This window comes from Curtobacterium sp. MCBA15_007 (assembly GCF_001864905.1).
Lineage (GTDB): Bacteria > Actinomycetota > Actinomycetes > Actinomycetales > Microbacteriaceae > Curtobacterium > Curtobacterium poinsettiae.
Genome location: NZ_MJGM01000045.1, coordinates 67717 through 81698, shown reverse-complemented (window position 1 = coordinate 81698; position 13982 = coordinate 67717). Strand labels below are relative to the sequence as shown.

Genomic DNA, 13982 nt, shown 5'->3' with positions numbered 1-13982 from the left:
GGTTCGTCGATGACGATCCCGCGCGACGACGCCGCCGGGTGCGCGATGACGGGCACGCCGCCTGCCTGCCGGATGAGCTCGACGCCGCGCAGGGGCGACGGTGCCTCGTGGGGTTCGTAGTAGCCGGAAGCCGGGTGCAGGATGCCGCGGAACGCCGCCGACCGGTCGGACTCGAGCCCACGGGCGACCAGGGCGTCCGCGATGTGCGGGCGGCCGATCGTGGCGCCGGGGCTGGACTGGGCCAGGACGTCGGCCCAGGTGATCGGGTGGTCCTCAGCGATGCGGTCGACCATGCGGTGCGCGCGCGAGAGCCGACCGTCGCGGATGCGGGTCGTCTCCTCGACCAGACCGGGGTGCTCGGGGTCGACCAGGTAGCCGAGCACGTGCACGCTCCGGTACCCGATCCGCGTGCTCAGCTCGAGCCCCGGCAGCAGGGTCAGGGGCAGCTCGAGAGCCGCGGCCGTGGCGTCCGCCCACCCGGCCGTCGTGTCGTGGTCGGTCAGCGCGACGGCGTCGAGTCCGGCGGCCGCGGCTGCTCGCACGAGCTCCGCGGGACGCTCGGTGCCGTCGGAGACACTGGAGTGCGCGTGCAGGTCGATGAACGGGTCTGGCACGTGGCCAATGCTATCCACAGGTGAGCGGCCGCACAGGCCGGGTGTCGTCCGGCGGTGCGATGATGGACGCATGGCCGACACGACTCCCCGCGCGACGAGCAACCGATCCACGACCCCCGGGTCCTCGACCTTCAAGGACTTCATCGGGTCGCAGTGGGCCGAGCGCGACGAAGCGCAGCCCGAACCCCGCGAGCAGGCCGCGTTCGCCGCCGAACGTCGCGCCCGCATCTCCGAGCTGCACCCGGGCCGCACGATCGTGGTGCCCGCCGGGCAGGCCAAGGTCCGCTCGAACGACTGCGACTACCCGTTCCGCCCGCACTCCACCTTCGCGCACCTGACCGGCTGGGGCACCGACACCGTCGTCGGCTCCGTGCTCGTGATGACGCCGAACGGCTCCGGGCACGACGCCACGCTGTACTTCCGCGCCACCGCGGGCCGCGACTCGGAAGAGTTCTACGCCAATCCCGAGATCGGCGAGTTCTGGGTCGGGCCGCGCCCCTCGCTCGACGCCGTCGCCGCCGACCTGGGGCTGGCCACGGCCGACCTCGGTGCGTTCACCGCCGTCGCCGACGCGCTCGACGCCTCGGCGCTGCTGGTGCGCGAAGCAGACGACGACCTGACCCGGTCGCTCGACACCCGCATCGGTGCGGCGATCGGTGGCGTCGACGAGACCGACGACTCCCCGGCGAGCGACGACCTGCTCGCCCGCGACCTGTCCGAGCTCCGACTGGTCAAGGACGCGTACGAAGTCCGTGAGCTCCGCAAGGCCGTCGACGCCACGAAGCACGGGTTCGACGACGTCATCGCCGACTTCGACGCCGTGCTCGCCCATCCGCGCGGGGAGCGCATCGTCGAGGGGACGTTCAACCGGCGGGCCCGCGCCGACGGCAACACCGTGGGCTACGACACCATCGCCGCTTCGGGCCACCACGCCTGCATCCTGCACTGGACCCGCAACGACGGCGCCGTGCAGCCCGGCGACCTCATCCTCATCGACGCGGGGGTCGAGGTCGACTCGTTCTACACCGCCGACATCACCCGCACGCTTCCGGTGAGCGGCACGTTCTCGCCCGTGCAGCGCATGGTCTACGAAGCCGTGCTCGAAGCAGCCGACGCCGCCTTCGCGATCGTCAAGCCGGGCATCACGTTCCGCCAGGTGCACGCCACCGCGATGCAGGTCATCGCGCGGAAGACCGCCGAGTGGGGCTTCCTGCCGGTCTCGGCCGCCGAGTCGCTCGAGCCGGACAACCAGTTCCACCGCCGCTACATGGTGCACGGCACGAGCCACCACCTCGGCCTCGACGTGCACGACTGCGCGAAGGCCCGCCGCGAGATGTACCTCGACGGCACCGTGCAGGCCGGCATGGTCTTCACGATCGAGCCCGGGCTGTACTTCCAGCAGGACGACCTGACCGTGCCCGAGGAGTTCCGCGGCATCGGCGTCCGCATCGAGGACGACATCCTGGTCACCGAGGACGGCGCCGAGAACCTGTCCGTCGGCATCCCCCGGACCCCCTCGGAAGTGGAGGGGTGGATCGCCCGTTCCGGCCGCTAGCGTGAGCGGGTGACGACGCCCGAGGTCTCCCCGAACACCTTCTCGATCGAGGTCGAGCACTTCGACTCACCTGACGCCCAACGGCTCCGCGCCGCACAGCGACTGGAGATCGACCGGGCGCACGGCGGCGACACCGAACCGGGCGAGAAGCCGACCGCCGACTCGGTCTCTGTGTTCTTCGTCGCGCGGGACGAGTCCGGCACCCCCCTGGCGTGTGGGGGCCTGCGCGTCGTCGACGACGGCATCGCCGAGATCAAGCGGATGTACGTCCGGCCGGAGTCACGCGGGTCGGGTGTCGCCGCCGAACTGTTGCGTCGGTTGGAAGAGGCCGCGCTCGACCTGGGCTCCCCGGCGCTCGTGCTCGAGACGGGCACGGAGCAGCAGCGCGCCGTCGGGTTCTACCAGCGCGAGGGCTTCCGGCGGATCGCGAACTTCGGGCCCTACGTCGGTGCGCCCCTGTCGGTCTGCTATTCGAAGGTCCTCTAGCGCGGCGACGCCGACCGGGCCCGTGCGGAGCCGCACCGTGCCGTGCCCGAGTCTGCGTCGCGCCCGGTCACGACATGCCGCCTGCCCTATGCTGAGCGGTCACGAACCGTCGCCCGAGCCGGCCCCGAACGACGATCTCCGACCACTCGACCGCAGGCGCGCGGAGTGTTGCGACCGCCCGCCCGCCATGCCCGCGCCCCGGAAGTCGCACCAACTGCCGCCCGCGCGGTGCCGTGCGCGCGGGGCGGTGCCGCACCGCCGTGCCGTGCCGTGCCCGAGTCTGCATCGCGCCCGGTCACGACATGCCGCCTGCCCGATGCTGAGCGGTCACGAGCCGTCGCCCGAGCCGGCCCCGAACGACGATCTCCGACCACTCGACGGCATGCGCGCGGGGTGTTGCGACCGCCCGCCCGCCATGCCCGCGCCCCGGAAGTCGCACCAACTGCCGCCCGCGCGGTCCGGAGGCGACAGTTCGCGCGACCTCAGCGGACGTGAGCAGCGTGTTGCATGCTTCCACGCGCGACCGAGGGCCGATGACGCCGGAGGGCGAGCGGCAATCGGCAATCGGCAATCGGCGCGCAGCCAGCCGAGGACCGCTAGCGGCGGTCGCCCTCACCGTCGCGCGGAGCATCCGGCGCGGACGACTGGTCCGACGACGCGGGAGCCGACGGCGGCGTCGCACCGGCCACCCGCTCGCCGTAGCGCGGCGGCTCCTCGGGCCGACGCTCCGGCACCGGCGGGGCCGCGGGGGCGGCAGCGGTCTCCGGGGTCTCCCCGTACCGGGGTCCGTCGTTCGTGCCGTAGCGCGGCGGGCCCGAAGGCGCACCCGTCTGCGTGCCGGGGGCCGACGTACCGGGGTGCTGCGGGCCTCCTGGCTGCTGGTGCGGGGTGGCGTGCCCGCCGTACGGCGACTGCTGCTGCGGCGGGACCCCACCGGGGCCCGGGCGCCACTGCTGCTGCTGCTGCTGGGGAGCGTCGTTCCAGTGCGTGGACGGGGTCGCCCCGTGCTCGCCGAGGATCCGCTGCGCCTGCCCGGTCAGCTGCGGGTTGACGACGATCTGGTAGTTCGTGGCGAGCACCTGGTGGACGCTGGTGAAGTCCCGCTGCCGCTTGGTGATGGCGAACGAGGCGATGCCGTAGAGCATGCCGAACGCGGCACCGATGATCGCCGCGGCGAGGATCAGGCCGCCGGCGCTCGGCGAGAAGAGGGTGAGCACGATGCCGAAGAAGATGCCGAGCCACAGACCGGACAGCGCGCCGGCGATGGCGGCGCGGCCGTAGGTCATCTTGCCGGTGACCCGCTCGACCGTCTTCAGGTCGTTGCCGACGATGGAGAGCTGGTTGACGGGGAAGTCGGCCTCGGCCAGCTTCGCCACCACGCGCTGCGCGTCGGGGTAGCTGTCGTACGTTCCCAGGACGTCGCCCTTGGGCAGCGTCGGGAACGCCTGGGCGGTCCTGCCGGCGAAGGGGCTCTGATTGCTCACCCAGCCATCATTCACCGCACACCTTGCAATCGCACGTGCACTCTCAGGGAAGCCGCCGACCGGCGCGGGCGAACGCGCACACCCGAGCGACTACGCTGGGTCGGGTGAGCGCCACGAAGGTCTTCGTCGCCCGCCTCGCCGGGTGCTCCGTCTTCGACCCCGCGGGCGACCGCGTCGGACGGGTCCGGGACGTCCTGGTCGTCTACCGCCGGGCCGATCCCCCGCACGTCGTCGGGCTCATCGTCGAGGTGCCCGGCAAACGCCGCATCTTCGTGAGCATCGGCCGCATCACCTCGATCGGTGCCGGGCAGGTCATCACGACCGGCCTGGTGAACATGCGCCGCTTCGAGCAGCGCGGCGGCGAGGTCCGCGTCATCGCCGAGATGCTCGGCCGCAAGGTGCTCATCAAGAACCAGCGCATCCGCGCCACCATCGAAGACGTCGCGATCGAGGACCGCGGGCAGGGCGACTGGGAGGTCGCGCAGCTCTTCCTCCGCAAGCCGAAGACCACGCCGTCGCCGTTCGGCAAGGGCCCGACGACCTTCGCGACGTGGAACGAGGTCACCGAGGACGAGCTCCCCGGCGAGGCCCAGTCCGCCGAGCACGTCATCGCCGCGTACTCCGACCTGCTGCCCGCCGACCTGGCGTCGACGCTCCTCGACCTGCCCGCCGAGCGTCGGTTCGAGGTCTCCGAGGAACTGCCGGACGACCGCCTCGCCGACGTGCTCGAGGAGATGCCGGACCAGGAACGCATCGAGATCCTCACCCGGCTGACGGACGCCCGTGCCGCCGACGTCCTCGACCAGATGCAGCCCGACGACGCGGCCGACGTCCTGGCCCAGTTCTCCGACGAGCGGAGCGAAGCCCTCCTGCAGCTCATGGAGCCGGAAGAGGCGCAGGACGTCCGCATGCTCCTGGAGTACGAGCCGGACACCGCCGGTGGTCTGATGACCACCGAACCGGTGATCGTCTCGGCCGACGCCACCGTGGCCGAGGGCCTGGCCCTGGTCCGCCGCCACGAGCTCGCGCCGGTGCTCGGCGCCGCCGTCTGCGTCACCCTGCCGCCGTACGAGCCGCCGACCGGTCGGTTCCTCGGGCTCGTGCACTTCCAGCGGATGCTCCGCTACCCGCCGAACGAGCGGCTCGGCACGCTCATCGACCAGCAGACCGAACCGGTCCGGGTCGACGCGAGCGCCGCCGAGGTCACCCGCATCATGGCGACCTACAACCTGCTCTCCGTGCCCGTGGTCGACGACGCCCACCGTCTCGTCGGGGTGGTGACGATCGACGATGTCCTCGACCACGTCCTGCCGGACGACTGGCGAAGTCAGGGCGAGGGGGAACCCTCACCGCTTCCACGCCAACGCCCGCGCAGGACACCCGTGACGACGGGAAGGAGGACCACCCGTGGCCCGAACGGATGACACCCGTCGCGACCGTGACCGCCAAGAGGTCCGGCTCGACTCCCCCAAGGGCATGCGTACGCGCGTGCTCCCCAGCCGGCGCCGTGGTCGCGGGGACACCTTCGGTCGCGCGACCGAGGGCATCGCCCGGGGTATGGGTACGCCGTGGTTCCTCATCGGCCTCACGCTGTTCTGCGTGGTCTGGATGGGCTACAACACCCTGGCGCCGAAGCCGTGGCAGTTCGACTCGGCCGCGATCGGCTTCACGGCGCTGACCCTCGTGCTCTCGCTGCAGGCCTCGTACGCGGCCCCGCTGATCCTGCTCGCGCAGAACCGGCAGGACGACCGCGACCGCGTGCAGTTCGAACAGGACCGCCAGCGTGCCGAGCGCAACCTGGCCGACACGGAGTACCTGGCCCGCGAGGTCGTGGCCCTGCGCCTGGCGATGCGGGACATGGCGTCCAAGGACTTCATCCGTGCCGAGCTCCGCTCCCTGCTCGAGGAACTCGACCGCCGCGACGCCGACGAGGCCGGCTACGCGGACGAACACGACAGCTCCACCCGTGGCTGAACCCGTCCCCACCGACGATCAGCTCGGCACGGCGGTCCTCGCTGCGCTCGGCCGCGTCATCGACCCCGAGATCCGTCGCCCCGTCACGGAGCTCGACATGATCCGTGGTGTCGACGTGCAGCCTGGAGGCTCGGTGCGCGTCGACCTGCAGCTCACGATCGTGGGGTGCCCCGCCGCCGACACCATCGAGCACGACGTCCGCGTCGCCGCCGCGTCCGTCCCGGGGGTCGCCGCCGTCGACGTCGACGTGTCCGTGATGGACCCGGCGACACGCGCCGCGCTGACCGAGCGGCTCCACGCCGGCCGGCCGAAGGGCGTGCAGTTCACGGCGGACTCCCTCACCCGCGTCATCGCCGTCACGAGTGGCAAGGGCGGCGTCGGCAAGTCCACCGTCACCGTGAACCTCGCCGTCGCGCTCGCCCGCCGGGGCCTGCGGGTCGGGGTCGTCGACGTCGACGTGCACGGCTTCAGCGTGCCCGGGCTGATGGGCCTGACCGACGAGCACGGGGTCGCGCCGCGTCCGACGCGTGTGGACAGCATGATCCTGCCGCCGGTGGCCCACGACGTGAAGGTCGTGTCGATCGGCATGTTCGTCGACGACGTCTCGACCGCGGTGTCGTGGCGCGGACCGATGCTGCACCGCACCGTGAACCAGTTCCTGACCGACGTGTTCTTCGGCGACCTCGACGTCCTGCTGCTCGACCTGCCCCCGGGCACCGGCGACGTCGCGATCTCGGTGGGGCAACTCCTGCCGCACGCCGAGGTCCTGGTCGTCACGACCCCGCAGGCCGCCGCGGCCGACGTCGCCGAGCGCAGCGGGATCGTCGCCCGGCAGACCGGGCAGCGGGTCATCGGCGTGGTCGAGAACATGTCCGGGCTCGTGCAGCCGGACGGGTCGGTCCTGCACCTGTTCGGCGAGGGCGGTGGTGCGGAGACCGCATCGCGGCTCTCCCGCGGGCAGGACGCCCCCGTCCCGGTGCTCGGCAGCGTGCCGCTGTCGGTGCCGCTGCGCGAGGGCGGCGACGCAGGGGTACCGGTGGTGCTCGGCAGCCCGGAGGACCCGGCCGCGGTGGCCCTGACCGCGATCGCCGACCGGATCACCACGATGGGACGCGGGCTCGCCGGCCGGAAGCTCGGGCTCTCGCTGTCCTAGGCTCGGGGGCATGAGCACGGATCACGTCGACGTCGACTGGAAGCACGCACGCGCCACGAACCAGGCGAACTGGGACGACCGGGTGCCGATCCACGAGGGTGCCTACGAGATCGACGCCCTCGTCGACCCCGACCACCGCTCGGACGTCGTGCGCGAGGACCTGCCGGCGCTGACGCCCTGGCTGCCGAACGGCTCGCTCGACGGCCTCGACGTCTGCCACCTGCAGTGCCACATCGGCACCGACACGGTGTCGCTCGCCCGCGAAGGTGCCCGGCTGACCGGCGTCGACTTCTCGCCCGCAGCACTCACCTCGGCCAGTGGGCTCGCATCGCGACTCGGCATCGACGTCACCTGGGTCGAGTCCGACGTCCTCGACGCCCGGGCCGCCGTCTCCGGGGACTTCGACGTCGTGTACACGAGCATCGGCACGATCTGCTGGCTCCCCGACCTCGACCGCTGGGCCGCCCAGGTCGCCGGCCTGCTGCGCCCCGGCGGGGTGTTCTTCATCCGCGACGGCCACCCGGCCCTGTACGCCCTCGACGAGGACGCGGACGAACTCGTCACCCGGTACCGGTACTTCCCCGACGGCACGGCCCAGCAGTGGGACGACGCGGGCACCTACGCCGGCGACGGCACGGTGGCGAACACCCGCACCTTCGAGTGGCCGCACCCGCTGTCCGAGATCGTGAACGCCCTGCTCGGCGCCGGGCTGCGGCTCCGCCGGCTCGACGAGGGCCGCACGCTGCCGTGGCGCTTCAGCGCGCGCATGGTCGAGACCGGCACCGGTTCGTGGGCCTGGCCGGAGCACGACCGCGACCGCATCCCCACGACCTACACGATCGTCGCCACCCGCGACTGACGACGCGACCCCATGGCGGACTGGAGGCCCGTGGCGGATCTGCCACGGGCCTCCGGTCCGTCGGGTGGTGACGCGACGAGCGTCAGGTGGTGACGCGACGAGCGTCAGGTCGCCTCGGCGTCGAAGGGCGCGGCCTCACCGGCGGCCAGGGGCACGACGGGAGCCGTCGCACGCACCTTGGACGCGGAGACCTGTGCGGTCTGCACGGCTGCGGCACTGGAACCGGAGTCGAGCAGGGCGTCACGGATGATGCGTCTCGGGTCGTACTGGCGCGGGTCGAGCTTCTGCCACTCGATGTCGTCGAACTCGGGGCCCATCTCGTCGCGCATCCGCTCCTTGGCGGTGTCGGCGAACCGGCGGACGGCCTTGACGAACTCGGCCAGCTTCTGGGCGTACATCGGCAGGCGCTGCGGCCCGAGCAAGAGGACGCCGATGACCCCGATGATCAGGATCTTGTCGAGCGGGATGTCCACGCGAGCGAGCCTAACGCGTGCTGCTGCGTTGCACCTCTAGAGTTGTCTCCCGAACGGAGTGTGCGTGTCAGAGAAAGAGTCGAACTGGAAGTTCGCCGAGGACATCGTCTCGGAGACCGAGGCGATCGCCCGTGCTCGTGAGCACTCCCTGGAACTCGGGGTCGAAGCGATCTCGCCCGCGATCGGTGCACAGATCGGGGTCATCGCCGCAGCCTCGCGAGCCACGAGCATCATCGAGATCGGCACCGGTCTCGGCGTCTCCGGCCTGTACCTGCTCGCCGGTGCCCCGAACGCGACCCTGACCACGATCGACGTCGAGGTCGACCACCAGCAGTTCGCCCGAGACGCCTACATCAGCGCCGGCACCGCCCCCGCACGGATCCGGCTCATCCCCGGTTGGGCCAACCAGGTGCTCCCCCGCATGAACGAGGCCTCGTACGACGTCGTCCTCGTCGACGCCGACCCGGAGCACGTCATCGAGTACGTCGAGCACGGGCTGCGCCTCGCACGCCTGGGCGGCACCGTCCTGGTACCGCACGCCCTGTGGCGCGGACGCGTGGCCGACCCGGTGAAGCGCGACCGTGCCACCACGGACTTCCGGCTGCTGCTGACCGAGGTGTCGACGTCGGGTGCGGTGCGCAGCGCGCTGTCGCCGGCCGGTGACGGGCTGCTGCAGCTGACGAAGGTCACCAACTAGTCCTCGGCCCGCCGGCGCTCGCGCGGGTCAGTCGAGGTGCCGCAGGTACCGCTCCGGGGACTCGAGGAACGCCCGCTGGTTCCGCACCAGGTCGAGCTCACTCCACTCGGCGCGCCGCAGGCCCCATTCGCCGACCTCGTGGATCGTCGCGCCCGGGAACGCGGCCAGCACGGGTGAGTGCGTCGAGAGCACGACCTGTCCGACACCGCTCTCGACGATCGACCGCAGCAGGGCGATCAGGGTGAGGCAGCCCGAGAACGACAGGGCTGACTCCGGCTCGTCGAGGATCCAGAGCCCGGGCCAGCGCGCCCGGTCGATGACGAAGTCCAGGAACGCCTCGCCGTGACTGCGCTCGTGGAACACCGGCTCGGGGCGACTGCGGTTCGGGTGCTCCTCGAGGTAGGTGAAGAAGCCGTGCATGGTCTCAGCACGCAGGAAGAAGCCACCGCGGGGCGCACCGAAGTCACGTCGCAGGGCGATGTGCTGCCACAGGTCCGACTCGGACGGGCGGGTCGAGTGGTGCGCCCCGGTCGAGCCGCCCTCCGGGGACATGCCGAACGCGAGCGCGATCGCCTCGATCAGGGTCGACTTGCCGACACCGTTGTCCCCGACGAACACCGTCACCGGGTCCAGGTCGAGCCCTTCGTCGAGCAGCTGCCGGATCGGCGGGAGCGTGGCCGGCCAGGCGTCGCGCGGCATCGGGTCCGGGTCGCGGTACTCGTCGACGCGTCGGATGGGCAGGTGGGTCCTCGGCACGTCCTCATCCTGCCGGAGCCGACCGACACCAAGGGGGGCTGCCCGCTCCCGGAAGACAGACGGGAAGCCCGGAGCGTACACGCTCCGGGCTTCCCGTTCTGGTGCTTCGACGTACTAGGCCGAGACGACCTCGGCGAGTGCGTCGTGGAGTTCCTTGGCCTCGGCATCGTTGACCGAGACGACCAGGCGGCCTCCACCTTCGAGCGGAACCCGCACGATGATGAGTCGACCCTCCTTAACAGCCTCCATCGGCCCGTCACCGGTCCTCGGCTTCATGGCTGCCATCAGATGTCCCCTTTCGTGCAGTAAATGCTGTCCCATTATCCCGTATGGAGGGGGCAACTGCGAAACCGCCCAGGTTGGGGGTGTCGGATGTGGCGTTCCGGTGCTCCGCAGAACGCGGATCCACGGGCCTTCCGGTGCTCCGCGTCGATCACGGCGGGGTCCAGTCGTAGCCGTCGATCCACCACGTGTAGTACAGCCAGACCCACTGCAGCCCGACGAACGCGACGACGACGGCCACGCGGTACACCCGCGACCGCGGCAGCGCGACGATGCCGAGCAGCGGCGCGATGGGCACGAGGATCCGCCAGGTGCTCGACTGCGGGAAGAACACCGCGAGCAGGTACACCAGGTACGCCACACCCCACAGTCGCAGCTCGATCCCGATCCGGCGCGCGGCGGGCATGCTCACGAACGCGGCGAAGCCGACGAGCACGACGACGAGCAACAGCGCCCCGGCCGGCTGCCCGAACCACCACCCGAACCCCTGCACCCACGGCGCGAAGGGCACGAGCTCCTTCCACCCGATGTACGACGAGCGCCAGGCGAGCTCGGTGTCCGTGTACGCCTTCGGCACCCCGGTGACGGCCCACGCGATCGCCGGCCACGCCAGACCGACCAGGCCGGACACCGTGGCGACGACCGCGGGCGGCACGAGGCGGCGGACGGTCAGCGGCTCCGACGACCGCACCCAGGCGGGGCGGATCGCCCACGCGACCACGAAGAGCACGACGAGGAACGCGAAGGCGAGCCCGGTCGGCCGGGTCATGCCGAGCAGCAGCACGACGGGGAGCATCGCCCACCAGCGTCGGTCCACCATGAGCAGCAGCGCGACGAGCAGCAGGAACAGGCCCATCGACTCCGCGTAGGCCACCTGGAACACCGCCGACACCGGTGCGACACAGAACAGCACCGTGGCGAACGTCGCCCGCGCGGGGTCGAGGAACCGGCCCATCAGCCGGCGGAACACCAGCGCGGCGCCGAGGCCGGCGAGCAACGACACCGAGACCGCGACGAACTCGAACGGCGCTCCGGTGAGCAGCATGAACCCGCGCACCAGGAACGGGTACGCGGGCATGAACGCCCACGCGTTCTCGGTCACGTGTCCCGCGGCGTCGACCGGCAGCGTCGACGGGTACCCACCCGTGGCGATCACGCGGTACCAGGCGCCGTCCCAGATGGACGCGAACGACAGGTAGCCGGGGCTCTGGACGGTGAACGAGTTCGCCGCCTGCACGCCGGCGAAGACGAGCATCATCGCGCCGGTGACGAGCCGCGCCAGCACGTAGACGACGGTGATGCGCACCCACCAGGGCACGACCCGGTACCGGGCCCGCCAGCGGTTCCGAGCAGGGGTCCTCCGGGTGGCCCCCGCCGTCGTCAGGCCGTCAGCCACCGACGCAGCCCGGCCTCGACCGCGGTGATCTGCGCGACCGGGACCTGCTCGTCGTCGTGGTGGGCGAAGACCGGTTCGCCGGGGCCGTAGTTGACCGCGGGGACGCCGAGGCCCGAGAACCGTGCGACGTCGGTCCAGCCGTACTTCGGGCGGGGTGCCGGTCCACCGACGGCAGCCACGAAGTCCTGCGCGAGCGGGGCGTCGAGCCCGGGACGTGCACCGGCGGCGAGGTCGACGATAGTGACCTCGTAGCCGTCGAACAGCTCGCGGATGTGGGCGACGGCCTCGTCGGCCGAACGGGACGGGGCGAACCGGTAGTTCACGTGCACCATCGCCTCGTCCGGGATGATGTTGCCCGCGATGCCGCCGCTGATGCCGACGGCGTTCAGACCCTCGCGGTACTCGAGCCCGTCGACCGTGACGGTGCGGGGCTCGTACGCGGCCAGGGTGGCCAGGATCGGGGCGGTCTTGTGGATGGCGTTGTCGCCGATCCAGCTCCGGGCGCTGTGCGAGCGCTTGCCGAACGTGCGGATCTCGGCGCGGAGGTTGCCGTTGCAGCCACCCTCGATCTGCGCCCCGGACGGCTCACCGAGGATCGCGAAGTCGGCGGCGAGGAGCTCGGGCCGCGTGCGGGCCAGACGACCGAGGCCGTTCAGGGCGTCGCTGACCTCCTCGTGGTCGTACCAGACCCACGTGACGTCGACCGAGGGGTCGGCCAGGTCGTACGCGAGCTTGAGCTGCACCGCGCAGCCGGCCTTCATGTCGACGGTGCCGCGGCCCCAGAGGATCTCGGTGCCGTCCTCGGTGGTGCGGAACTCGGTCGGCAGGTTGTCGTTGAGCGGGACGGTGTCGATGTGCCCCGCGATGACCACCCGGCGGTCGCGGCCCAGGTTCGTCCGCGCGACGATCGCGTCGCCGTCGCGGATGACCTCGAGGTGCGGCAGCGGGGCGAGCACGGCCTCGATCGCGTCGGCGAGGGCCTGCTCGTTGCCGGACACCGACTCGATGTCGCAGATGGCACGGGTGATGTCGATGGACGAGGCGGTGAGGTCGAGGTGCTCCGGCATGCGGGCAGCCTACCGGCCGACCCTCGCACCGCCCCGGCCGTCCGGCCGGACGGGATCCCCGCCGCCCCGGCCGTCCGGCCGGACGGTGCCCTCCGACGGCCGCTCGGTACCCTGGAGCCGTGACCGACACGACTGCCTCCGACCGCCCGACCCACGCCTGGGGCCACGGCCTCGCGACGATCGCCGCCGACGGCACGACGCTCGACACCTGGTACCCGGAGACCCACCTCGGCGCCCTGCCCGCCGACGCCGTGTTCCCCGCCGAGCTGCAGGCGCACGTCGGGGACGACCCCCGCCGCGAGGTCCGGATCGAGGCCGTCACCACCGAGATCACGATCGACGCGAGCCCGACGAGCACCCCGGACGCGTACCTCCGCCTGCACCTGCTGAGCCACCTGCACGTCCGCCCGAACGAGGTCTCCCTGGACGGCGTCTTCGGCCACCTGCCGATCGTCGCGTGGACGAACGCCGGCCCCGTGCACCCCGAGTCGCTGACGCGCCTGCGCCCCGCGCTGCAGCGCGCCGGCATCGCCGTGCACGGCATCGACAAGTTCCCGCGCCTGCTCGACTACGTCGTGCCGGACCGCGTCCGGATCGCCGACGCGAGCCGCGTCCGCCTCGGCGCACACCTGGCACCAGGTACGACGGTCATGCACGAGGGCTTCGTCAACTTCAACGCCGGCACCCTCGGTGACGCCATGATCGAGGGCCGCGTCTCGCAGGGCGTCGTCGTCGGGCACGGCACCGACGTCGGCGGTGGCTCCTCGATCATGGGCACCCTGTCCGGCGGCGGCACACACCGTGTCTCCCTCGGCGAACGTGCGCTCCTCGGCGCGAACGCGGGCCTCGGCATCTCGCTCGGTGACGACTCCGTCGTCGAGGCCGGCCTCTACGTGACGGCCGGCACGAAGGTGGTCCTCGTCGGTGCGGCCCCGAACCCCGACGGCACCCCGAAGACCGTCAAGGCCGCCGAGCTCTCCGGCACCCCGAACATCCTGTTCCGCCGCAACAGCGTCAGCGGCGCCGTCGAAGCCCTGCAGCGCAAGGGCGAGGGCATCCAGCTGAACACCGCGCTGCACGCGTAGCGCCCCGCCCGGCGAGCGGTCACGACACGTCGCCGGCGGGTGCCGAGGGCGCACGAACCGTCGCTCCGGCACCCGCCAGACGACAGTTCGCGACCACCCGG

15 protein-coding genes are annotated in these 13982 nt (G+C 71.8%); 8 read left to right on the top strand and 7 right to left on the bottom strand.

Annotated elements, in window-relative coordinates; all coding sequences use genetic code 11:
* Nucleotides 1-614: PHP domain-containing protein (locus BIU95_RS13800; RefSeq protein WP_071251934.1), on the bottom strand; the 614-nt coding region annotated here is incomplete at its 3' end.
* A 70-nt stretch (nucleotides 615-684) separates the two neighbouring features.
* On the opposite strand from BIU95_RS13800, the gene BIU95_RS13795 reads away from it, so the two are divergent.
* Nucleotides 685-2169 (top strand): aminopeptidase P family protein, encoded by a 1485-nt coding sequence (locus tag BIU95_RS13795; protein ID WP_071251928.1) that lies wholly within the window; start codon nucleotides 685-687, stop codon nucleotides 2167-2169.
* Nucleotides 2170-2178: 9 nt separating this feature from the next.
* Nucleotides 2179-2655: a GNAT family N-acetyltransferase gene (locus BIU95_RS13790; protein WP_071251927.1), complete on the top strand. Its 477-nt coding sequence runs from the start codon at nucleotides 2179-2181 to the stop codon at nucleotides 2653-2655.
* Between the two features lie 596 nt (nucleotides 2656-3251).
* Here BIU95_RS13790 and BIU95_RS13785 read toward each other — a convergent pair.
* Nucleotides 3252-4139: a general stress protein gene (locus tag BIU95_RS13785; protein WP_071251926.1), complete on the bottom strand. Its 888-nt coding sequence runs from the start codon at nucleotides 4137-4139 to the stop codon at nucleotides 3252-3254.
* A 104-nt stretch (nucleotides 4140-4243) separates the two neighbouring features.
* Here BIU95_RS13785 and BIU95_RS13780 point away from each other — a divergent pair, with 104 nt between their 5' ends.
* Genes BIU95_RS13780 through BIU95_RS13765 form a run of 4 tightly spaced genes read left to right on the top strand, consistent with a single transcriptional unit; the run spans nucleotide 4244 to nucleotide 8125 of the window.
* The gene (locus tag BIU95_RS13780) at nucleotides 4244-5563 is read left to right on the top strand and encodes a CBS domain-containing protein (RefSeq protein ID WP_017887047.1); all 1320 of its coding nucleotides are present in this window, start codon (nucleotides 4244-4246) and stop codon (nucleotides 5561-5563) included.
* Nucleotides 5564-5615: 52 nt separating this feature from the next.
* Nucleotides 5616-6113, top strand: coding sequence for a DUF1003 domain-containing protein (locus BIU95_RS13775; protein ID WP_042539423.1), 498 nt, complete (start codon nucleotides 5616-5618; stop codon nucleotides 6111-6113).
* The gene (locus BIU95_RS13770; protein WP_071251925.1) at nucleotides 6106-7266 is read left to right on the top strand and encodes a P-loop NTPase; all 1161 of its coding nucleotides are present in this window, start codon (nucleotides 6106-6108) and stop codon (nucleotides 7264-7266) included. Before BIU95_RS13775 ends, BIU95_RS13770 begins: the two co-directional genes overlap by 8 nt.
* A gap of 10 nt (nucleotides 7267-7276) precedes the next feature.
* The gene (locus BIU95_RS13765) at nucleotides 7277-8125 is read left to right on the top strand and encodes a bifunctional 2-polyprenyl-6-hydroxyphenol methylase/3-demethylubiquinol 3-O-methyltransferase UbiG (protein WP_071251924.1); all 849 of its coding nucleotides are present in this window, start codon (nucleotides 7277-7279) and stop codon (nucleotides 8123-8125) included.
* 104 nt (nucleotides 8126-8229) lie between these two features.
* Here the strand turns inward: BIU95_RS13765 and BIU95_RS13760 are convergent, their stop codons facing one another.
* On the bottom strand, nucleotides 8230-8598 hold the full coding sequence (locus BIU95_RS13760; RefSeq protein WP_017887051.1) for a twin-arginine translocase TatA/TatE family subunit: 369 nt from the start codon (nucleotides 8596-8598) through the stop codon (nucleotides 8230-8232).
* Nucleotides 8599-8662: 64 nt separating this feature from the next.
* On the opposite strand from BIU95_RS13760, the gene BIU95_RS13755 reads away from it, so the two are divergent.
* Nucleotides 8663-9295, top strand: coding sequence for an O-methyltransferase (locus tag BIU95_RS13755; protein WP_071251923.1), 633 nt, complete (start codon nucleotides 8663-8665; stop codon nucleotides 9293-9295).
* 27 nt (nucleotides 9296-9322) lie between these two features.
* Here the strand turns inward: BIU95_RS13755 and BIU95_RS13750 are convergent, their stop codons facing one another.
* The 4 genes from BIU95_RS13750 to dapE all read right to left on the bottom strand — a co-directional run bounded on the left by BIU95_RS13750 (nucleotide 9323) and on the right by dapE (nucleotide 12796).
* Nucleotides 9323-10051 carry an AAA family ATPase gene (locus tag BIU95_RS13750; RefSeq protein WP_082046935.1) on the bottom strand — a complete coding sequence of 243 codons (729 nt, stop codon included), beginning with the start codon at nucleotides 10049-10051 and terminating at the stop codon, nucleotides 9323-9325.
* Nucleotides 10052-10165: 114 nt separating this feature from the next.
* The gene (locus BIU95_RS13745) at nucleotides 10166-10336 is read right to left on the bottom strand and encodes a DUF3117 domain-containing protein (RefSeq protein WP_017887054.1); all 171 of its coding nucleotides are present in this window, start codon (nucleotides 10334-10336) and stop codon (nucleotides 10166-10168) included.
* A 148-nt stretch (nucleotides 10337-10484) separates the two neighbouring features.
* Entirely contained in the window at nucleotides 10485-11729 is a 1245-nt protein-coding gene (locus BIU95_RS13740) for a hypothetical protein (protein ID WP_017887055.1), read from the bottom strand.
* Nucleotides 11714-12796 (bottom strand): succinyl-diaminopimelate desuccinylase, encoded by a 1083-nt coding sequence (gene dapE, locus BIU95_RS13735; RefSeq protein WP_042539349.1) that lies wholly within the window; start codon nucleotides 12794-12796, stop codon nucleotides 11714-11716. The genes BIU95_RS13740 and dapE overlap by 16 nt, the downstream gene beginning before the upstream one ends.
* A 119-nt stretch (nucleotides 12797-12915) precedes the next feature.
* Between dapE and dapD the strand changes: the two genes are divergently transcribed.
* On the top strand, nucleotides 12916-13881 hold the full coding sequence (gene dapD, locus BIU95_RS13730) for a 2,3,4,5-tetrahydropyridine-2,6-dicarboxylate N-succinyltransferase (RefSeq protein WP_017887057.1): 966 nt from the start codon (nucleotides 12916-12918) through the stop codon (nucleotides 13879-13881).
* Nucleotides 13882-13982 lie beyond the last annotated feature (101 nt).